The organism is Cupriavidus sp. CuC1, from assembly GCF_044627735.1.
GTDB lineage: Bacteria > Pseudomonadota > Gammaproteobacteria > Burkholderiales > Burkholderiaceae > Cupriavidus > Cupriavidus ulmosensis.
This window is the reverse complement of record NZ_JBIUHC010000010.1, coordinates 21,813-41,648: the sequence shown is the minus strand read 5'-3', so window position 1 is coordinate 41,648 and position 19,836 is coordinate 21,813. Positions and strand designations below refer to the sequence as shown.

At 64.4% G+C, this 19,836-nt stretch carries 19 protein-coding genes; 10 read left to right on the top strand and 9 right to left on the bottom strand.

All coding sequences use genetic code 11. The features are described from left to right. Positions 1 to 117 precede the first annotated feature (117 nt). Together clpA and clpS are read right to left on the bottom strand one after the other, a co-directional pair. Complete coding sequence (clpA, locus tag ACGLHR_RS06505) at positions 118 to 2,412, bottom strand: ATP-dependent Clp protease ATP-binding subunit ClpA (RefSeq protein ID WP_043349328.1); 2,295 nt, start codon at positions 2,410 to 2,412, stop codon at positions 118 to 120. Further along, positions 2,409 to 2,735, bottom strand: coding sequence for an ATP-dependent Clp protease adapter ClpS (clpS, locus tag ACGLHR_RS06500; protein WP_006157525.1), 327 nt, complete (start codon positions 2,733 to 2,735; stop codon positions 2,409 to 2,411). Before clpS ends, clpA begins: the two co-directional genes overlap by 4 nt. A 512-nt stretch (positions 2,736 to 3,247) precedes the next feature. Between clpS and ACGLHR_RS06495 the strand changes: the two genes are divergently transcribed. Then, positions 3,248 to 3,454: a cold-shock protein gene (locus ACGLHR_RS06495; protein ID WP_150986000.1), complete on the top strand. Its 207-nt coding sequence runs from the start codon at positions 3,248 to 3,250 to the stop codon at positions 3,452 to 3,454. 462 nt (positions 3,455 to 3,916) lie between these two features. Here ACGLHR_RS06495 and icd read toward each other — a convergent pair whose 3' ends face one another. After that, positions 3,917 to 5,167, bottom strand: a complete 1,251-nt coding sequence (icd, locus tag ACGLHR_RS06490) for an NADP-dependent isocitrate dehydrogenase (protein WP_400092755.1) — start codon at positions 5,165 to 5,167, stop codon at positions 3,917 to 3,919. Positions 5,168 to 5,489: 322 nt separating this feature from the next. Between icd and ACGLHR_RS06485 the strand changes: the two genes are divergently transcribed. From ACGLHR_RS06485 to ACGLHR_RS06475, 3 genes are all read left to right on the top strand, one after another. Next, positions 5,490 to 6,164 carry a pseudouridine synthase gene (locus ACGLHR_RS06485; RefSeq protein WP_400092753.1) on the top strand — a complete coding sequence of 225 codons (675 nt, stop codon included), beginning with the start codon at positions 5,490 to 5,492 and terminating at the stop codon, positions 6,162 to 6,164. Between the two features lie 109 nt (positions 6,165 to 6,273). Then, positions 6,274 to 6,495 (top strand): hypothetical protein, encoded by a 222-nt coding sequence (locus ACGLHR_RS06480; protein WP_150985996.1) that lies wholly within the window; start codon positions 6,274 to 6,276, stop codon positions 6,493 to 6,495. 238 nt (positions 6,496 to 6,733) lie between these two features. Next, the gene (locus tag ACGLHR_RS06475) at positions 6,734 to 7,132 is read left to right on the top strand and encodes a DUF192 domain-containing protein (protein ID WP_400092841.1); all 399 of its coding nucleotides are present in this window, start codon (positions 6,734 to 6,736) and stop codon (positions 7,130 to 7,132) included. A 54-nt stretch (positions 7,133 to 7,186) separates the two neighbouring features. Here the strand turns inward: ACGLHR_RS06475 and ACGLHR_RS06470 are convergent, their stop codons facing one another. After that, positions 7,187 to 7,672 (bottom strand): YajQ family cyclic di-GMP-binding protein, encoded by a 486-nt coding sequence (locus tag ACGLHR_RS06470; RefSeq protein WP_006157531.1) that lies wholly within the window; start codon positions 7,670 to 7,672, stop codon positions 7,187 to 7,189. A 168-nt stretch (positions 7,673 to 7,840) separates the two neighbouring features. Between ACGLHR_RS06470 and murB the strand changes: the two genes are divergently transcribed. Continuing rightward, the gene (gene murB / locus ACGLHR_RS06465; RefSeq protein WP_400092751.1) at positions 7,841 to 8,860 is read left to right on the top strand and encodes a UDP-N-acetylmuramate dehydrogenase; all 1,020 of its coding nucleotides are present in this window, start codon (positions 7,841 to 7,843) and stop codon (positions 8,858 to 8,860) included. A gap of 48 nt (positions 8,861 to 8,908) precedes the next feature. Here the strand turns inward: murB and ACGLHR_RS06460 are convergent, their stop codons facing one another. From ACGLHR_RS06460 to argF, 3 genes are all read right to left on the bottom strand, one after another. Continuing rightward, complete coding sequence (locus ACGLHR_RS06460) at positions 8,909 to 9,220, bottom strand: pyrimidine/purine nucleoside phosphorylase (RefSeq protein ID WP_006157533.1); 312 nt, start codon at positions 9,218 to 9,220, stop codon at positions 8,909 to 8,911. A gap of 165 nt (positions 9,221 to 9,385) precedes the next feature. Next, the gene (locus tag ACGLHR_RS06455; protein ID WP_267604320.1) at positions 9,386 to 10,615 is read right to left on the bottom strand and encodes an argininosuccinate synthase; all 1,230 of its coding nucleotides are present in this window, start codon (positions 10,613 to 10,615) and stop codon (positions 9,386 to 9,388) included. Positions 10,616 to 10,804: 189 nt separating this feature from the next. Continuing rightward, the gene (argF, locus tag ACGLHR_RS06450; protein WP_400092750.1) at positions 10,805 to 11,728 is read right to left on the bottom strand and encodes an ornithine carbamoyltransferase; all 924 of its coding nucleotides are present in this window, start codon (positions 11,726 to 11,728) and stop codon (positions 10,805 to 10,807) included. Positions 11,729 to 12,124: 396 nt separating this feature from the next. On the opposite strand from argF, the gene ACGLHR_RS06445 reads away from it, so the two are divergent. Then, a complete protein-coding gene (locus ACGLHR_RS06445; RefSeq protein WP_006157536.1) occupies positions 12,125 to 12,424 on the top strand; it encodes a DUF3579 domain-containing protein in 300 nt (99 codons plus the stop codon). Between the two features lie 258 nt (positions 12,425 to 12,682). On the opposite strand, the gene rpsT is transcribed toward ACGLHR_RS06445, so the two are convergent. Further along, entirely contained in the window at positions 12,683 to 12,949 is a 267-nt protein-coding gene (gene rpsT / locus ACGLHR_RS06440) for a 30S ribosomal protein S20 (RefSeq protein ID WP_006157537.1), read from the bottom strand. Between the two features lie 371 nt (positions 12,950 to 13,320). Here rpsT and murJ point away from each other — a divergent pair, with 371 nt between their 5' ends. Together murJ and ACGLHR_RS06430 are read left to right on the top strand one after the other, a co-directional pair. Then, entirely contained in the window at positions 13,321 to 14,874 is a 1,554-nt protein-coding gene (murJ, locus tag ACGLHR_RS06435; RefSeq protein ID WP_267604324.1) for a murein biosynthesis integral membrane protein MurJ, read from the top strand. A gap of 243 nt (positions 14,875 to 15,117) precedes the next feature. Continuing rightward, a complete protein-coding gene (locus ACGLHR_RS06430) occupies positions 15,118 to 15,966 on the top strand; it encodes a SirB1 family protein (RefSeq protein WP_318234630.1) in 849 nt (282 codons plus the stop codon). 38 nt (positions 15,967 to 16,004) lie between these two features. Here the strand turns inward: ACGLHR_RS06430 and ACGLHR_RS06425 are convergent, their stop codons facing one another. Next, on the bottom strand, positions 16,005 to 16,631 hold the full coding sequence (locus tag ACGLHR_RS06425; protein ID WP_400092840.1) for a VTT domain-containing protein: 627 nt from the start codon (positions 16,629 to 16,631) through the stop codon (positions 16,005 to 16,007). Between the two features lie 157 nt (positions 16,632 to 16,788). Here ACGLHR_RS06425 and mutL point away from each other — a divergent pair, with 157 nt between their 5' ends. Then, the gene (mutL, locus tag ACGLHR_RS06420) at positions 16,789 to 18,813 is read left to right on the top strand and encodes a DNA mismatch repair endonuclease MutL (RefSeq protein WP_400092747.1); all 2,025 of its coding nucleotides are present in this window, start codon (positions 16,789 to 16,791) and stop codon (positions 18,811 to 18,813) included. 31 nt (positions 18,814 to 18,844) lie between these two features. Beyond that, positions 18,845 to 19,834 carry a tRNA (adenosine(37)-N6)-dimethylallyltransferase MiaA gene (miaA, locus tag ACGLHR_RS06415; RefSeq protein WP_400092745.1) on the top strand — a complete coding sequence of 330 codons (990 nt, stop codon included), beginning with the start codon at positions 18,845 to 18,847 and terminating at the stop codon, positions 19,832 to 19,834. Positions 19,835 to 19,836: the final 2 nt, after the last annotated feature.

Below are 19,836 nucleotides of genomic sequence, written 5' to 3'. Positions count from 1 at the left end.
GTGCGCAGCCGCACCCGGCCAAAACAAAAAGGGCGGCATTGCTGCCGCCCTGTATTTTGCCCGAGGATAGCACGAATTGCGGGCAAGGTCCGCTCTGCCTGCCCCTCGCGCTTCGTCCTAGACTTCCGCCTTTTCGTTTTCCGGTGCTTCGGGCGGTTCCGCGGCTGCCTCGGCAAAGTCCAGCTTGATCTGGTCCTGCTCGTCGAGATCCACCACCACCCTGCCACCGGACACCAGCTTGCCGAACAGGAGTTCGTCAGCCAGCGCCTTGCGGATCAGGTCCTGAATCAGGCGCTGCATCGGACGCGCGCCCATCAGCGGGTCGAAACCCTTCTTGGCCAGGAACTTGCGCAGGTGGTCGCTGAAGCTGGCTTCCACCTTCTTCTCGTGAAGCTGCTCCTCAAGCTGCATCAGGAACTTGTCGACCACGCGCAGGATGATTTCCTCGTCGAGCGAGCGGAAGCTGATGATGGCATCCAGCCGGTTACGGAACTCGGGCGTGAACATGCGCTTGATGTCGACCATCTCGTCGCCCTGCTCGCGCGAGGACGTGAATCCGATGGTGGCGCGGTTCATGGTTTCCGCTCCCGCATTGGTGGTCATGATGATGATCACATTGCGGAAGTCGGCGCGGCGGCCGTTGTTATCGGTCAGCGCGCCATGGTCCATCACCTGCAGCAGGATATTGAAGATATCCGGATGCGCCTTCTCGATTTCGTCCAGCAGCAGCACGCAGTGCGGCTTTTTGGTGACAGCCTCGGTCAGCAGGCCGCCCTGGTCAAAGCCCACATATCCCGGCGGCGCGCCGATCAGCCGGCTCACCGCGTGGCGTTCCATGTACTCGGACATGTCAAAGCGCAGTAGCTCGATGCCCATGATGAAGGCAAGCTGCTTGGCCACTTCGGTCTTGCCCACCCCGGTCGGGCCGGAGAACAGGAAGGAGCCGATCGGCTTGTCCGTCTTGCCCAGGCCGGCGCGCGACATCTTGATGGCTGAAGCCAGCGCCTCGATGGCCGGCTCCTGGCCGAACACCACGGATTTCAGGTCGCGGTCCAGGGTCTGCAGCTTGCTGCGGTCATCCTGGTTGACGCTCTGCGGCGGGATGCGGGCAATGCGCGAGACGATGTCCTCGATCTCGCCCTTGCCGATGGTCTTCTTCTGCTTGGACTTGGGCAGGATGCGCTGGGCCGCACCGGCCTCGTCGATCACATCGATGGCCTTGTCCGGCAGGTGGCGGTCGGTAATGAAGCGTGCCGACAGCTCGGCCGCCGCGGTCAGCGCCGCAGCCGCGTACTTGACGCCATGGTGCTCCTCGAAGCGCGACTTCAGGCCGCGCAGGATCTGCACGGTCTGGTCGACCGATGGCTCCACCACGTCGATCTTCTGGAAACGACGCGACAGGGCCGCGTCTTTTTCGAAGATGCCGCGGTATTCGGTGAAGGTGGTCGCGCCGATGCACTTGAGCTGGCCCGACGACAGTGCCGGCTTGAGCAGGTTGCTGGCGTCCAGCGTCCCGCCCGAAGCGGCGCCCGCGCCGATCAGCGTGTGGATCTCGTCGATGAACAGGATCGCGTTCGGATTGTCCTTGAGCGACTTGAGCACGCCCTTCAGGCGCTGCTCGAAGTCCCCGCGGTACTTGGTGCCGGCCAGCAGGGCGCCCATGTCGAGCGAGTACACGACGGCCTTTTCCAGGATGTCGGGCACTTCGTTCTTGGTGATGCGCCAGGCCAGGCCTTCGGCGATCGCGGTCTTGCCGACCCCAGCCTCGCCCACCAGCAGCGGGTTGTTCTTGCGCCGGCGGCACAGCACCTGGACCACCCGCTCGACTTCGCTTTCGCGGCCGATCAGCGGATCGATCTTGCCGGCCTTGGCCAGCGTGTTCAGGTTCTGGGTGAACTGCTCGAGCGGGCTTTCCTTGCCATCGCCGCCTTCGCCCTCGGCCGTGCCGTCGCCATGCTTGGCGGGCTCGGCCTGGTCCTTGCGGATGCCATGGCTGATGAAATTGACCACATCCAGCCGGGTCACGCCCTGCTGCTGGAGGTAATACACAGCGTGCGAGTCCTTCTCGCCAAAGATCGCCACCAGGACATTGGCCCCGGTCACTTCCTTCTTGCCGTTGGAAGTGGACTGCACATGCATGATGGCGCGCTGGATGACGCGCTGGAAGCCCAGCGTAGGCTGGGTATCCACCTCGTCGGTACCAGGCACCACGGGCGTGTTGTCCGCGATGAAGTTCTTCAGACTGGTGCGCAAATCCTCAATATTGGCTGCGCAGGCGCGCAAGACTTCCGCTGCCGTGGGGTTGTCAAGCAACGCCAGTAGCAGGTGCTCCACGGTTATAAACTCGTGGCGTGCCTGCCGGGCTTCAACAAACGCCATGTGCAGGCTGACTTCCAATTCTTGCGCAATCATGCTTCCTCCATCACGCATTGCAACGGATGACCCGCCTGCCGTGCGTGGGTTGACACCAGCTCGACCTTCGTTGCCGCGATATCCCTGGTATAGATGCCGCAGACCCCCTTACCCTCCCGGTGGACGGTCAGCATGATCTGCGTCGCCGTCTCCCGGTCCCTGCTGAAATACTGCTGCAGGATCATCACGACGAACTCCATCGGGGTGAAGTCGTCATTCAGCAGCAACACCTTGTACATGGCGGGCGGTTTGAGCGCCTGCTCTTTCCGCTCCAGTACGGTGCCTGCTTCGCGTTGTGGGACATTTGCCAGCCGTGTAGCCATGGCTTTATTCTAACCCTTACGCACAACTCTGCAATTTGGGGAAAAGACGCCGGATTCAAGAGGCCGATGCAGCGGCCATCCAAATTCCTGGGATGCCGAAGGCATCCGGGCTCACCTCGTGGGTCACCTGAATGAGGGCGCACGCTTTCGCGGCGCGCCCTTTCCCTCCAAAATACCACCTATAGCCGTTCCTTTCCCGCCACACCCTACCGGGAGTGGGGAATCTGCCAACTTGACAGTGCGCAGGTTTGACAGAAGAATCGTTCGCACATTCACGTCTGGTTAAGCGAGCCAAGCAATAGTCCGGACTGAGTGATCCGTGAGCAGGGAGGCCCACGAATCCAGCGGCGGCGAGTCAGCACATCAAACTGGCCGCCACGCGGTGTCCGCACAGTCGTGCCTTTGCGCCCGACCCGGTTCCATCCGGGCAGCGCGCGAGAACACTAGCCGGGTACCCACTGGCCGCGGCGCTTTCCCCCGCTCGTATCCTGCTTTTTTTGTTGGGGGAGTTTATGGCAAGCGGTATCGTCAAATGGTTCAATGACGCCAAGGGCTTTGGGTTCATCAAGCCGGACGACGGCGAAGAAGAACTGTTTGCGCACTTTTCGGCCATCCAGATGAATGGCTTCAAGACCCTGAAAGAGGGTCAGCGCGTATCCTTCGAAATCATCCAGGGCCCCAAGGGCAAACAAGCCACCAATATCCAGGATAACGCCTGAAGATTCGGTGCGCGGCCGCACCAGCCGGTAGAGCTTGAGGCGGCCACGACAGGATGCGGGGGATCATCCCCGGAACGGGATCGGCCTGCCCCGCCCCAAGGCATGCAGGCTGAACAGCAGCACGTAACGCATCCGACAAAAAGCCCGGTCAGGTCAATGCCGGGCTTTTTGCTTGCCTGCTTGCCGGTTGGCCCGTTGCCAGCCTCTTCCGCGATTCATCCGTTTCAGGCCTTTTGCATCAGCTTTCTGGCTGATTCTTGCGCGATTTTGGCTGAAATGAATCGGAAGCCCTGGCGGCGACTGCCGGGACTCTTCGATCAGCGCCCCAGCCTTTGGCGAATCCAAGGTCCCAAGCGGCTCGCCAATGAAAAAGCCCCCGGCTTCCTCTCGGAAGCACAGGGCCTGTTGCAGCGCGGCGAGCCGCCATCCGCGCAGGAAGGCAGCGCACGCCCGGGGCAAGGCTTACATATTGTCGATCATCACCTGGCCAAAGCCCGAGCACGACACCTGCGTCGCGCCTTCGAGCAGGCGGGCGAAGTCATAGGTGACCTTTTTCGACAGGATGGACTTCTCCATCGAGGAGATGATCAGGTCGGCGGCTTCGGTCCAGCCCATGTGGCGCAGCATCATCTCCGCGGAGAGGATTTCGGAACCCGGGTTCACATAGTCCTTGCCGGCGTACTTCGGTGCGGTGCCATGGGTGGCTTCGAACATGGCCACGGAGTCCGACAGGTTGGCGCCCGGGGCAATGCCAATGCCGCCGACCTGGGCTGCCAGCGCGTCGGAGATGTAGTCGCCGTTCAGGTTCAGCGTGGCGATCACAGAGTACTCGGCCGGGCGCAGCAGGATCTGCTGCAGGAAGGCGTCGGCGATGGCGTCCTTGATGACGACTTCCCGGCCGGTCTTCGGGTTCTTGAACTTGCACCACGGGCCGCCGTCGATCAGTTCGGCGCCGAATTCCTGCTGTGCCAGCTCGTAGGCCCAGTCACGGAAGCCACCTTCGGTGAACTTCATGATGTTGCCCTTGTGCACGATGGTCACCGACGGCTTGTCGTTGTCAATCGCGTACTGGATGGCCTTGCGCACCAGGCGCTTGGTGCCTTGCTTGGAAACCGGCTTGACGCCGATGCCCGAGGTATCCGGGAAACGGATCTTCTTCACGCCCATTTCGTTCTGCAGGAAGGCGATCAGCTTCTTGGCCTGGTCGCTTTCCGCTTCCCACTCAATGCCGGCGTAGATGTCTTCCGAATTCTCGCGGAAGATCACCATGTCGATCTTTTGCGGCTCGCGCACCGGCGAGGGCACACCCTTGAAGTACGCAACCGGGCGCAGGCAGACGTACAGGTCCAGTTGCTGGCGCAGCGCCACGTTGAGCGAGCGGATGCCGCCGCCAACCGGCGTGGTCAGCGGGCCCTTGATGGACACCACGTAATCCTTCAGGACTTCGAGGGTTTCTTCAGGCAACCATACGTCGGGGCCATACACCTTGGTCGATTTCTCGCCGGCGTAGATCTCCATCCAGGAGATCTTGCGCTTGCCGCCGTAGGCCTTGGCCACGGCTGCGTCGACCACCTTGATCATCACCGGGGTGATATCCAGGCCCGTACCGTCGCCTTCGATGAATGGAATGATCGGATTGTCCGGAACATTCAGCGAAAAATCCTGGTTGACCGTGATCTTTTCGCCGGCCGGAACCTTGATGTGTTGATACATGACGTCTCCAGTACGGAACGGGGGGTTGCAACGAGCCGCCGGATTCGTGACCTGGCGGCGAGATTTGGATGGCGCGCGGGCATTTTAACGGCGATCGGCGCAGGGGGATGCCGCAGCGCACCACGCGCGGACTGCCCGGCTATGCGTCACACGCATACAGGTCTTATATAAGACATAAGACCGTTTCGTATTATGCAGCAAAATTTCATGATCCGCCATCCTGGCCGTAGCCCGCGCCGCCCGGCGCGGGCTACGGCATACTGACGCCCCATACTGACGCCATTAATGCGCCGTACCCGCGCGCCAGGCTCCAATACTCTCGATGACGCTGATCGCACTGAACAAACCCTTCGGCACCATGAGCCAGTTCTCCGCGCACCCGTCGCGCCCGACTCTCGCCGACTGCGTGCAGCGGCCCGGCGTGTATCCGGCAGGAAGGCTCGATGCCGACAGCGAAGGCCTGCTGCTGCTGACCGATGATGGCATCCTGCAGGCGCGCATCGCCGATCCGCACCACAAACTGCCCAAGACGTATCTGGCCCAGGTTGAAAACGTGCCGGACGAAGCCGCCCTGGCGCACCTGCGCAATGGCGTCGACCTCGGAGATTTCCGTACCCTGCCGGCGCGGGCGCGCTGCATCGACGAGCCGGACTTCCTGTGGCCACGCAATCCTCCGGTGCGATTTCGCGCCGCCATCCCTACCCAATGGCTGGAACTCGAGATCCGCGAGGGCAAGAACCGCCAGGTGCGCCGCATGACCGCGGCAGTGGGATTTCCGACCTTGCGCCTGGTGCGCGTGCAGATCGGCACGCTCGACCTGCGCACGCTCGGACTTGCGCCAGGGCAATGGTGCGAGATCGAGCCGAGCGCGCTCGGCCTGCAAGCCATAGCCGCGCCACGCACCCGCACGACCGCGCGCGGCAGCGGATTGGGGGCGGCAACCAGTCCCCAGGATCGGCGTCCTGCTCGCCCTCGCGCAAAAAGTTACAAAAATTAACAAGTCGCGAGTCAACGACTCACCGCCTCGTTTCGTTTTTGACACTGACGCGTCGCATACGAGTACGAGTCAACTCTTCCGAATCGATTTACCTTCGAGGTAGTTAAGCATGAACAAACTGATCGCTGCTCTGGTTGCCGGCCTGTTCGCCACCGGCGTTTTCGCCCAAGCCGCCGCACCCGCACCGGCAGCCCCGGCTGCCGCAGCGCCTGCCGCCGAAGCACCGGCTGCAAAGCCCGCGACGAAGAGCACCAAGAAGTCCAAGAAGCACGCTCACAGCAAGACCAAGGCTGCTCCGGCTGCCAAGGCCGACGCTGCTGCAACGAAGTAAGAGTTTGCAGGCAGGCCGGGCTTTACGCCCGGCAAGCAAGGCAGGTTGCCCGCAAGGCGCCTGCCTTTTTTCTTGCTCGCGGCGGTAAGGCCTGCTGCAACGATGTGGAATATTTGATCGCGCCGCTCGCGCGGTAGCTGCGCTATGCTGGCGGCTGTCCCGAACCCGTCATTCGCCGCTCCAATTCATGCGCCCTTTCCTCAAGAACCTGCTTGTCGGCGGCAGCGCCTTCGCCGCCATGGCCTGCGCCTGTGCCCAGTCCCCGGCCAGCTTGCCGGTCAGGCAACTCACCGCTGGCATGTACGCGATCAAGGCGGAAATCGCCGCCACGCCCGAGGCCCGCGAGCTCGGCCTGATGTACCGCAAGACCATGCCCGCCAACGAGGGCATGCTGTTCGTGTTCGAAGAGAAAGCCGGACACTGCTTCTGGATGAAGAATACCGACCTGCCCCTGTCGATCGCCTTCCTGGCCGATGACGGGTCCATCGTCAATATCGAAGACATGGCGCCCCAGACCGAGGACAACCACTGCCCGCGCGCGGCCGTGCGCTACGCGCTGGAGATGAACAAGGGCTGGTTTGCGCAGAAAGGCCTGAAGGCCGGCGCGAAGATCGGCGGCCTGCCGCAGGCGCGCTAGATAGAAAGGGCCGCGCGCGGCAGCATGGCTGCCGCGCCTGCCGGCGACAGGAGATCAGTCGCGGAAGTTGTTGAAGTCCAGCGGCGCCTCTGGAACGTCCTTGCGCAGCAGCGCGATCACGCTCTGCAGGTCATCGCGCTTGGTGCCGGTGACGCGCACCGCGTCGCCCTGGATGCTGGCCTGCACCTTGATCTTGCTGTCCTTGATCATCTTGACGATCTTCTTGGACAGATCGCCGGTGACGCCCTTCTTGATGGTGATGACCTGCTTGACCTTGTCGCCACCGATGCGCTCGGTCTTGCCGTAGTCGAGGAAGCGCACGTCGACATTGCGCTTGGCCATCTTGCTGATCAGCACGTCCTTGACCTGGCCGAGCTTGAAATCGTCATCGGCGAACGCGGTAAGCTCGTTCTCCTTGTGCTCGACCCGCGAATCCGAACCCTTGAAGTCGAAACGGTTCGTGATTTCCTTGTTGGCCTGCTCGACCGAGTTCTTCACCTCGATCATGTTCGCTTCGCACACTACGTCAAACGACGGCATTGCATTCTCCTTGTCTAGCTGCGTGTTGCTGTGTCTTGCCACTTGCCCGCGGCATATCCGCGGGCCTTGTCGCCGCGCGCGCCGGCTGGCGGCGGCGCTTACGTATAATCCAGCCTACCCTGCAGTCCGATGCCGTCGACCCCGGCGGCCGCTTCACCTTTCCCTTGCATGGCAGATTTCCTCGAATTTTATCCCCTGCGCCGCCACAATACATTCGGATTCGACGTGCGCGCGCGCTTTGCCGTGCACGTGCGCAGCGAAGCCGACCTGCTGGCCGCCTTGGCTGACCCGCGCGCGCAAGGCCTGCCGCTGGTCGTGCTCGGCGGCGGCAGCAATGTGGTGCTGACGCAGGACCTCGACGCCCTGGTGCTGCTCATGGAGATCCCTGGCTACGCGGTGGCCAAGGCCGACGGGGCCCACCTGGTCACGGCCGGCGCTGGCGAGAACTGGCATGCGCTGGTCTGCCGCACCATTGCCGACGGCTTGCCGGGCCTGGAAAACCTGGCCCTGATCCCGGGCACCGCGGGCGCCGCGCCAATCCAGAACATCGGCGCCTACGGCGTGGAGCTGCGCGAGCGCTTCGACAGCCTGCGCGCGTTCGACCGGCGCAGCGGCGAATTCGTCCGCCTGACGCTGGAACAATGCCAGTTCGCGTACCGGGACAGCCTGTTCAAGCGCGAGGGCCGTGACCGCTACATCATTACCGCGGTCACGCTGCGCCTGCCGCTGCCGTGGCAGCCGATGCTGGGCTATGCGGAACTGGCGCGCGAGCTGGCCACGCAAGGCACGGCGGCAGCCCCCACGGCGGATGGCATCCGCGACGTGGTGATCGCGATCCGCTCGCGCAAGCTGCCTGACCCTGCGCAGGTCGGCAATGCCGGCAGCTTCTTCAAGAACCCGGTGGTGGGCGCCGAGCAGCGCGATGCGCTGCTGGTGCAGCATCCCAGCCTGGTCAGCCATGCGCAGCCCGACGGCAGCTACAAGCTGGCTGCCGGCTGGATGATCGATCAGTGCGGGTTCAAGGGCTTGAGCGACGGCCCGGTGGGCGTCTACGGCAAGCAGGCCCTGGTGCTGGTGCACCACGGCGGCGGCACCGGAGCCGCGCTGCTGGCGCTGGCCAACCGCATCGCCGATGCGGTGCAGGCCCGCTTCGGCGTGCGTATCGAGCCCGAGCCGGTGGTGCTTTAACCAGCATCAACCACCATTGACCACCAGCCCCGGCGTGCTTCGCCGGGTTCAGGCGAAGTGGCAGACGTAGTCCAGCGTTTCGGTCACTTCGATATCGAAGCTGCTGTCGCCGGGCACGTTGAACTGCTGGCCGGCGCCATAGGTATGCCACTGGTCTTCGCCAGCCAGCTTCACGCGGCACACGCCACCATTGATTTCCATGATTTCCGGAGCGCCGGTGCTGAAGGTCAGCGCGGCGGGAAAGATCACGCCTAGCGTCTTGCGGGTGCCGTCCGGGAACAGCACGGTGTGGCTCACGCACTTGCCGTCGAAGTACAGGTTGGCTTTCTTGACGACGGATACGTTGTCGAACTGGCTCACGCTATTTCTCCTTGATGCTTGGTTCTGGATCACTGAAATCTGACTGGAATCTGGAATGTCGAACGAGGGCGAGGCGGCGCAAAAAAGGGGCCATGGCGGCCCCCTTCTGCTGAGTGCTGACTGGCCGGCAGCGGCCCGAACCGAGCCGATGCCGGAAAGCCCCCCTTACTCGCCGCGCTGGCGGCGTGCGTTTTCGGCGATGCGCATGCGCAGCGCGTTCAGCTTGATGAAGCCGCCGGCATCGGCCTGGTTGTAGGCGCCGCCGTCATCGTCGAAGGTCGCGATGGTCTTGTCGAACAGCGTGTCCTTGGAGTCGCGCGCGACCACGATGACGTTGCCCTTGTACAGCTTGACGCGCACCCAGCCGTTGACCTTGGCCTGCGTGTGGTCGATCAGCACCTGCAGCGCCTTGCGTTCCGGGCTCCACCAGTAGCCGTTGTAGATCAGGCTGGCGTAGCGCGGCATCAGGTCGTCCTTCAGGTGAGCCACTTCGCGGTCGAGCGTGATCGACTCGATGGCGCGGTGGGCCTTCAGGATGATGGTGCCGCCGGGGGTTTCGTAGCAGCCGCGGCTCTTCATGCCGACGTAGCGGTTTTCCACCAGGTCGAGGCGGCCGATGCCGTGCTTGCCGCCCAGGCGGTTCAGCTCGGTCAGCACTTCAGCCGGGGTCATGCGCTTGCCGTTCAGGCCGACGATGTCACCGCCCTCGAATTCGACGTCCAGGTACTCGGCCGCGTCCGGTGCGTTCTCCGGCGACACGGTCCAGCGCCACATGTCTTCCTCGGCCTCGGCCTTGGGGTCTTCCAGGTGGCGGCCTTCGAAGGAGATGTGCAGCAGGTTGGCGTCCATCGAGTACGGGGCGCCGCCCTTCTTGTGCTTCATGTCGATTTCGATGCCGGCCTTTTCAGCGTAGGCCAGCAGCTTTTCGCGCGACAGCAGGTCCCACTCGCGCCACGGGGCGATGACCTTCACGCCCGGCTCCAGGCCGTAATAGCCCAGCTCGAAACGGACCTGGTCGTTGCCCTTGCCGGTAGCGCCGTGCGACACAGCGTCGGCGCCGGTGCTGCGCAGGATTTCGATCTGGCGCTTGGCAATCAGCGGACGCGCGATCGAGGTGCCGAGCAGGTACTCGCCTTCATAGACGGCGTTGGCGCGGAACATCGGGAAGACGAAATCGCGCACGAATTCTTCGCGCAGGTCGTCGATAAAGATGTTTTCCGGCTTGATGCCGAACTTGAGCGCCTTCTGGCGGGCAGGTTCGAGTTCCTCGCCCTGGCCGATGTCGGCGGTAAAGGTGACAACCTCGCACTGATAGGTGTCTTGCAGCCACTTCAGGATCACCGAAGTGTCCAGCCCGCCGGAGTAGGCGAGCACGACTTTCTTGATATCGCTCATGTTCGACTCGATGCGAAAAGTAAGCGCGGCCGGCCACAAAGCCAGTCACGCGAGAAAAAGGAATGCGGAAAAACCGCTATTTTGACACGTCCGTCCCGGCTTGGGCGGCACTTGGCAAGCCGGGCGGGCATGCGGGCGCCGGATTGGCACATCGCATGTGCGCCAAACGTGGCGCCGTCCCGCCGGCGATCAGTAATGCCCGCAGAGCAGGTATTCCATCAGGGCCTTTTGCACGTGCAGGCGGTTCTCGGCCTCCTCCCACACCACGCTCTTGGGACCATCGATGACCGCTGCCTCCACTTCCTCGCCGCGGTGCGCGGGCAGGCAGTGCATGAAGAGCGCATCGTCGCCGGCACGATCCATCATGGCGGTGGTCACCATCCAGTTCTGGAAAGCGCGCTTGCGCGCGTCGTTCTCGGCCTCATAGCCCATGCTGGTCCACACATCGGTGGTGACCAGGTCGGCGCCCTGGCAGGCGGCGAGCGGATCGTCGAACACCTTGACCAGGTGCGCGGCCGTTGCCGGCACCATGGCCGGATCGAGCTGGTAGCCGGGAGGCGCCGAGAAATGGAAGGTGAAGCCGAGGCGTTCGGCCGCCTGGATCCAGGTGTAGGCCATGTTGTTGGCGTCACCGATCCACGCGACCGTCTTGCCGCGGATGCTGCCGCGCTGCTCGATGTAGGTGAAGACATCGGCCAGCACCTGGCAGGGATGGTATTCGTTGGTCAGCCCGTTGATCACCGGCACCCGCGAATGCGCGGCAAAACGCTCGATGATTTCCTGGCCGAAGGTGCGGATCATGATGATGTCGACCATGCGCGAGATCACCTGCGCCGCATCCTCGATCGGCTCGCCGCGCCCCAGCTGGGAGTCGCGGGTGTTGAGGAAGACGGCGTGGCCACCGAGCTGGTGGATGCCGGCCTCGAACGACAAGCGCGTACGAGTCGAGTTTTTCTCGAAGATCATGGACAACGTGCGGTCGTGCAGCGGATGCCATGTCTCGTAGTTCTTGAACTTGGTCTTCAGAATCCGTGCGCGGTCCAGCAGGTACTCGTACTCGTCGGGAGTCAGGTCGCTGAACTGGAGGTAATGCTTGATTGAAGTTGGGCTCATAAAACAAAGAAGGCGGCTCGGTGGTGGCATGCCGCCATGAAGGGTTCATGACCTGGCCATGCCGCGGAGCCGCCTTTCGCGTCGCTTACGCAATTTAACTCTAAGAATCATAAGGGATTATTGCTGCTTTGGCGAGCGTGCACGGCACCTCGCAAGGCACGGAGGCTTATGCGCGAGTCTTATATAAGATATAATACCCGCTGATTCACGCGGGGCCCGGCATACCCATGCCACCGCCCGCTGCCGGCATCAAAAGTGCCCCCGCCGACACCGACGCCCCCGCCGCCACGGCCGGAATGAAACGAACTAATCGTTTCCTGGCCGCGTCAAACGGGCTTCCGTTTGGTCAGTCTGGCGGGTTTATCGTCGAGTCACCCGTCTTATCCCCGCAGTCCCATGAATCCCACAGTTCGCGAATACTTCATCCAAGGCATCACCAAGGAAGGCAAGACCTTCCGCCCAAGCGACTGGGCTGAACGACTGTGCGGCGTGATGGCGCAATTCCGCCCCGAGGGCGACACCGGCGACCCCCGCATCACCTACTCCCCTTACGTACGGCCCGTGATGGCAGGCGGGCTGAAAAGCGTGGTGGTCGATGCGCGGCTGCGCGACATCGAGCCCAAGGCGCTGGACTTCGTCCTCAACTTTGCCCGCGACAACAACCTGCAACTGGTCGAGGCCTGCTCGCTGGAGTGAGTCCGCGCTGAAGCTGCGGCCTCGCCGCAGCAAAGCTAGCCGCATGCACCTTCGGGACCAACGCAAGCCAAATTACAAAGCAAAAAAAGCTCGTCAAATGACGAGCTTTTTTATCGGACGGACCACCCTCAGGCGATCCACCCTGCCGACTGACTACCTGACTAGGACTGAGGCGCGCCACCTACGCGACGCGACCAGGCGCAATGGCCGGCGAACAGCCGGAAGGCGCCCGGCTTTCGCCCGGCACCAGTGCCAATATCAGGCAGCCATCGACTTGATAGCCGACGACAGGCGCGACTTGTGGCGTGCAGCCTTGTTCTTGTGCACGATCTTCTTGTCGGCGATGGCGTCGATGATCGATTGCGAGTTCTTGAAGATCTCGGCAGCAGCAGCCTTGTCGCCGGCTTCGATCGCCTTGCGAACAGCCTTCACTGCGGTACGCAGACGCGAACGCAGGCTGGAGTTGTGGGCGTTCTGTGCGACGGCCTGGCGCGCGCGCTTGCGAGCTTGTGCGGAATTTGCCATTTAAGTAGATTTCCTGAATTCAGATGCGTGCCCGACGGAAGGACGGAGCAAACCGCGGACACAATTAAGTGCACATCAAGCGACCCGGGATGCACTGGCACACGAATCCGGAACGCAACTAGCCTTGTGAATCGGCAATTATACACACAAGAAAAAGCGGCTGGCAAGCCGAGCCATGTCTCATCTAAGGCGGGGTGACGCAAAGGCCGATATACGGGCGCCTGCGGGGCCAAACCGTATAATACGCGCCACACCGGCCCCGCCCTCGCGTGGCCTCGATGCAACTTTGGCGCGCGCCCGGCGTCTGATCCCGGTTCGCACCGGTGGTCCGACCCACGCTGCCGCCGCCACCCCTTGCCGCCGAACCCATCTTGAACCTGCTCAAAGCGCTCGCCACCATCAGCAGCCTGACGATGCTGTCGCGCATCACGGGCCTCATCCGCGAGATCCTGATCGCGCGCGCCTTCGGCGCCTCGGACATGACCGACGCCTTCAACGTGGCGTTCCGCATCCCCAACCTGCTGCGCCGGATCTTCGGCGAGGGCGCGTTCTCGCAAGCCTTTGTGCCGATCCTGGGTGAATATCACAGCAAGCGCGGCGAAACCGAGACCCGCGCGCTGATCGATGCCGTTGCCACGGTCATGACCTGGGTCCTGATGGGCGTCTCGCTGCTTGGCGTGATCGGCGCGCCGGTGGTCATGATGGTGGTCGCCACGGGCTTTCGCCAGCATGGCGGCGAAACCTACGACGCCGCGGTCTTCATGACGCGCGTGATGTTTCCCTACATCGGCCTGATCTCGCTGGTGGCGCTGGCCTCCGGCATCCTGAACACCTGGCGCCGCTTTGCCATGCCGGCCTTCACCCCGGTGCTGCTCAATATCTGCCTGATCATTGCTGCCCTGTTTGTCGGCCCGCACATGGCGCAGCCAATCTACGCACAGGCCTGGGGCGTGCTGGTGGGCGGCATCCTGCAACTGGCAGTGCAGATTCCGGCGCTCCGGCGCCTGGGCGTGATGCCGCGCCTGCGCTTCAACCTGCGCGCGGCCTGGGCGGAGCCGGGCGTGCGCCGCGTCATGCGGCAGATGGCGCCGGCGCTGCTGGCGGTCTCGGTGGCCCAGATCAGCCTGATCATCAATACGAATATCGCCTCGCGCCTGGCCGCCGGCAGCGTGTCCTACCTGACCTATGCCGACCGCCTGATGGAGTTCCCGACCGCGCTGCTGGGCGTGGCGCTGGGCACCATCCTGTTGCCTAGCCTGTCGAAAGCCAGCGCCGAGGAAAACCGGGCCGAGTACTCCGGCCTGCTGGACTGGGGCCTGCGCCTGACCTTCCTGCTGGCCGTGCCCTGCGCGGTCGGGCTGTTCGTGTTTGGCGCGCCGCTGACGGCGGTGCTGTTCAACTACGGCAAGTTCGACGCGCATGCGGTGGAAATGACCCGCCAGGCGCTGGTCTCCTACGGCATCGGCCTGCTGGGGCTGATCCTGATCAAGATCCTGGCGCCGGGCTTCTATGCCCGCCAGGACATCCGCACCCCGGTCAAGATCGCGCTGCTGGTGCTGGTGATCACGCAGTTGTCCAACTACGTCTTCGTGCCGCGCTTTGGTCATGCGGGCCTGGCGCTGTCGATCAGCTTCGGCGCCACCGTCAATGCGCTGCTGCTGTTCCTGGGCCTGCGCAAGCGCGGCTTCTACACGCCGGCCAAGGGCTGGTTGCTGTTCCTGGCCCAGTTGATGACCGCCGTGCTGCTGCTGGCCGGCATGCTCCTGTGGTTTGCCCGCAACTTCGACTGGGTCGCACTGGGTGCCACGCCGTTGTTGCGTATCGCCCTGCTGGCCTCGTGCCTGGTACTTGCGGCAGTCGTCTACTTCGGTACACTGTGGCTCATGGGGCTGAGATACTCCGCTTTCAAGCGGAGAGCCGGCTAATAAGCCCCCGCCTGCCAAACCCGCCACTCCCGCCGGAGCGCCGCCAGCGCCAGACAGCGCCGGCCAAGGGTTGCGGCAGCGCGTGGTGCAGGGTCAAGGCTACTGAGGTTGTGCCAGAATGAGACGAAGCGGTTCTGCCCAGGCGCGCGACCGCGGACGGTACCAACGCACTGTCCGGGAACACACGCCACGCCGCCAGGCTCCAACTGGAATAGCCGCCAGGCCGCATTCAGGAAAGCCGCAATGACAACCACGAAAGTCCTGGAATACTTTGCCAGTCTCGTGGCAGACGAGAACGGTATCCCGCTTACCGAGACCGTGCTCTCGATCGCCCAGGACGCCTATCCGGACCTGGACCTGCAGGCCGAGCTCGCAGCGCTCGACATGCTCGCGGTACGCCTGAAGCGCCGCGTCGCCGACGGCACGCCGGCTATCCAGCGCATGCGCCTGCTCAATCATTTCTTCTACCGCGACCTGGGCTTCGGCGCCAACGCGAACGACTATTACGATCCCGACAACTCATACCTGAACGTCGTGCTCAAGCAACGGCGCGGCATACCGATCTCGCTGGCAGTGCTCTATATGGAACTGGGCCAGCACATCGGGCTGCCGCTCAAGGGCGTGTCCTTCCCCAACCATTTCCTGGTGCGGATGTCGATTCCGGCCGGCGAGGTGGTGGTGGACCCGCTCACCGGCGAGACCTTGTCGAAGGAGCAGTTGCAGGAGATGCTCGACCCGCACCTGGAGCGCGAGGGCATTGCGGACCCCAACGAGGTGCCGCTGGGCCTGTTCCTGCAAGTGGCCAGCCACCGCGAGATCGTGGCGCGCATGCTGCGCAACCTCAAGTCGATTTATCTGCAGGAGTCGCGCTGGCAGCGCTTGCTGGCGGTGCAGAACCGCCTGGTGATCCTGCTGCCCGGCTCGATCGAGGAAGTACGCGACCGCGGGCTGGCGTATGCCAACCTGGAGTGCTTCCGCCCGGCGCTGGCCGACCTGGAAGCCTATGTGATGGCGCGCCCGGACGCGGCCGACACCACCCAGATCCGCGACCGCATGCCGGCGCTGCGCATGATGAGCCGCAGCGTAAGCTGAAACTCAGGCGGGGCAGGCTGCGGCCTGCCCCCGCTGGCTCACGAAGGACGGCGCCTGCCGCCCCGCACGAGCTTCCACAGGCCGCCCAGCACCAGCGGCACCACGGCCGCGCCAATGCCCGCCAGCACGATCAGGTTCAGGTACTGCTTGATGAAAGGCAGGTTGCCGAAGAAGTAGCCGGCAAACACCAGGCCCAGCACCCACGCCGCCGCGCCGAGCACGTTGAACAGCTGGAACTTGGCAAAGGTCATCTGCGACACGCCGGCCACGAACGGCGCAAAGGTGCGCACGATCGGCAGGAAACGGGCCATCACCAGCATCTTGCCGCCGTGGCGCTCATAGAAATCGTGGGTCTTGCGCAGCGCCTGCTGGTCAAGAAAGCGCCAATGGCCGTCGAACACCTTTGGGCCGACCCAGCTTCCCACCAGGTAGTTGACCGTATTGCCGCCGATGGCCGCCACCAGCAGCAGGCCGACCAGCACCCACTCGTTCATGGCATGCGTGGCGCAGAAGGCGCCGGCGATAAACAACAGGGAGTCTCCCGGAAGGAAAGGCAGCACGACCAGCCCGGTCTCCGCGAACACGATCGCAAACAGGATGGCGTAGACCCACGAACCGTAGTTCTGGATGACGGTGCCAAGGTATTTGTCGACGTGCAGCAGCATGTCGATGAACTGCAATGCGATATCCAATTCGATCCCCGTTCGATATTCAGCCGACATCATACAAGACCGGACGGGCGCCAAAGTCACCTTGTCCGGCCACTTTTCCACACGCCAGGCGCGCATGGGCCAGGCGGCGCACCCACGTATAATTCCGCCCATGCCTGCCCAAGCCCCGCACCCCGCCCAGCCGCTCCGTCCCATCCGCCCCCTGCCCGACCAGCTGATCAGCCAGATCGCGGCCGGCGAGGTGGTGGAGCGTCCCGCCTCCGTGGTCAAGGAACTGCTGGAGAACGCCCTGGACGCCGGCGCCACACAGCTCAATATCCGCCTTGAAGAAGGTGGCGTGCGCCGCATCGTGATCGCCGACAACGGCTGCGGCATTCCCGCCGCCGAGCTGCCGGTCGCGCTGATGCGCCACGCCACCAGCAAGATCGCCTCGCTGGGCGAGCTTGAAGCCGTGCTGACACTAGGTTTTCGCGGCGAGGCGCTGGCCTCGATCGCCTCGGTGTCCGAGCTGACCCTGACCAGCCGCACCGCCAGCGATACCCACGCGATGCAGGTGATCGCCGACACCGGCGTGGTACAGCCCGCATCCGGCGGCGTGGGCACCACCGTCGACGTGCAGCACCTTTACTTCAACACGCCGGCCCGCCGAAAGTTCCTTAAATCGGAACAAACCGAGTTCGGCCATTGCCTGGAGATGGTGCGGCGCGCGGCGCTGGCGCGCCCGGACGTAGCCATCTCGGTCCACCACAATGGCAAGCCGATGGAGCACTGGAACGCCGGCGACGTCGCCACGCGTACCGGCCAGGTGCTGGGCACCGACTTCGCCAACGCCCGGCTGCCGCTGGATGAAGAGGCCGGCACCCTGCACCTGTACGGATTTGCCGGGCTGCCCACCGCCTCGCGCGGGCGCCCGGACCAGCAATTCTTCTTCGTCAACGGCCGTTACGTACGTGACAAGCTGCTGACCCACGCGGTGCGCAGCGCCTACCAGGACGTGCTGCACGGCGACCGTTTCCCCTCCTACGTGCTATGCATGGATCTGCCGCCCGAGATGGTGGACGTGAACGTGCACCCGTCCAAGATCGAAGTGCGTTTCCGCGAATCGCGCGCGGTGCACCAGTTCGTCTACCACGCCGTGCAGCGTTGCCTGGCGCGGCAGGCCGGCGAGCAGGGCGACAGCCTGCATACCTCGGTCGATTCGGATGGGTCGGCGGCGGCTGAGCCGATTGGCGGCACCGGCGGATTCCAGGGCGCGCGAAGCTTTGGCGGTGGCTCGGGTGGCTTCGGCGGATCCGGCAGGAGCGGCGGCATGGGCGGCGGCGGTGCCAGCCCGCGGCCGTGGGTCGACTACACGGCCGCCGCGCGCCAGACCGAGCTCGGCGTGGCCCAGCCCCGGCAGGCCTACCTCGGCATGGTGCGCGACGCGATCCAGCCGGGAGGCGGATTTTCACGCTCCCCAGCCGCCTATGTCCCGCCGGCTGGCCCGGGCGCCACGCCCCCGGCCTGGCTGGCCGATGCGCAAGCCGCGCGCGAGAACGACCCGCCCGGCCTGCTGGACCAGTTGCCCCGCCAGGAACTCCCCGAAGACGAGGCCAGCCCGCTGGGCTATGCCATCGCGCAGCTGCATGGCATCTACGTGCTGGCGCAGAACGCGCGCGGCCTGGTGCTGGTGGATATGCACGCCGCCCACGAGCGCATCCTCTACGAGCAGATCAAGACCGCGCTCGAAGCGCGCGAGCTCGCGGTGCAGTCGCTGCTGATCCCGGTCACCCTCACAGCCAGCCCGGTGGAAATCGGCACGGCCGAGGAGCACCAGGAAACCCTCACCCTGCTCGGCTTCGACATCGCCCAGGTCTCGCCCACCACGCTGGCGATCCGCGCGATTCCCGCCCTGCTCAAGCAGGCCGACACCGAAGCCCTCGCGCGCGACGTGCTGCGTGACCTGCAGGCCTTCGGCGGCTCGCGCGTGCTGGTCGAGCGCCAGAACGAACTGCTGGCCACGCTGGCTTGCCATAGCGCGGTGCGCGCCAACCGCAAGCTCACGCTGGAAGAAATGAACGCGCTCTTGCGCCAGATGGAGCAGACCGAGCGTGCCGACCAGTGCAACCACGGCCGGCCAACTTGGGTGCAGCTGTCGGTGGCGGAACTCGACCGCCTGTTCCTGCGCGGGCAGTAAGCCACGGCCCGCCCCCATTGCACCCTACGCTTTGACCACTACCGCTTCTTCCAGCCACGCCGGCGCGGCCGCATCGGCCCACGTGCCGGTGGTCTGCCTGCTCGGCCCTACCGCCTCCGGCAAGACCGCCGCGGCGCTGGCCCTGGCCGCACAGACGCCGATCGAAATCATCAGCCTGGACTCGGCCCTGGTCTATCGCGAGATGGACATCGGCACCGCCAAGCCCTCGCCGGCCGAGCTGGCCGCGGTGCCGCACCACCTGATCGACATCATTGACCCGGCCGACAGCTACTCGGCCGCCCAGTTCGTGACCGACGCCGAGCAGCTGATCCTGGAAATCCGTGCGCGCTGCCGCGAGCCGCTGATCGTCGGCGGCACCATGCTGTACTACAAGGCGCTGACGCAGGGCCTGAACGACCTGCCGCAAGCCGATCCGGCCCTGCGCGCCGAACTGGATGCACTTGCCGCCGAGCGCGGCTGGCCCGCGCTGCACGCCATGCTGGCCGAGGTCGACCCGGTCACCGCGGCGCGCCTGGCGCCCAACGATGCCCAGCGCATCCAGCGCGCGCTGGAGATCCACCGCCTGTCTGGCCAGCCCATGTCGGCGCTGCTGGCGCGGCAGGCCGACGAGCGCGCCTTTGCCGGCGCCGCCGACCGCCGCTATCGCGTGATCGCGCTGGAGCCGTCCGACCGCGCCGTGCTGCACGCGCGCATCGCCACCCGCTACGACGCCATGCTGGCCGGCGGCTTTATCGAGGAAGTGCAGCGGCTGCGCGCGCGCGGGGACCTGCAGCCCACGCTGCCCTCGATCCGCTGCGTCGGTTACCGGCAGGTGTGGGAATACCTCGATGGGGCAACCGATTTCGACACCATGCATGAGCGCGGCCTGGCCGCCACCCGCCAGCTCTGCAAACGTCAGCTGACCTGGCTGCGCAGCACGCCGGAGCGGGAGGTCGTGGACTGCCTGGCGACCGACTATGTCGCGCAGGTAGCGCAGCTCGCACGGATCGGGCAAGCGTAGCG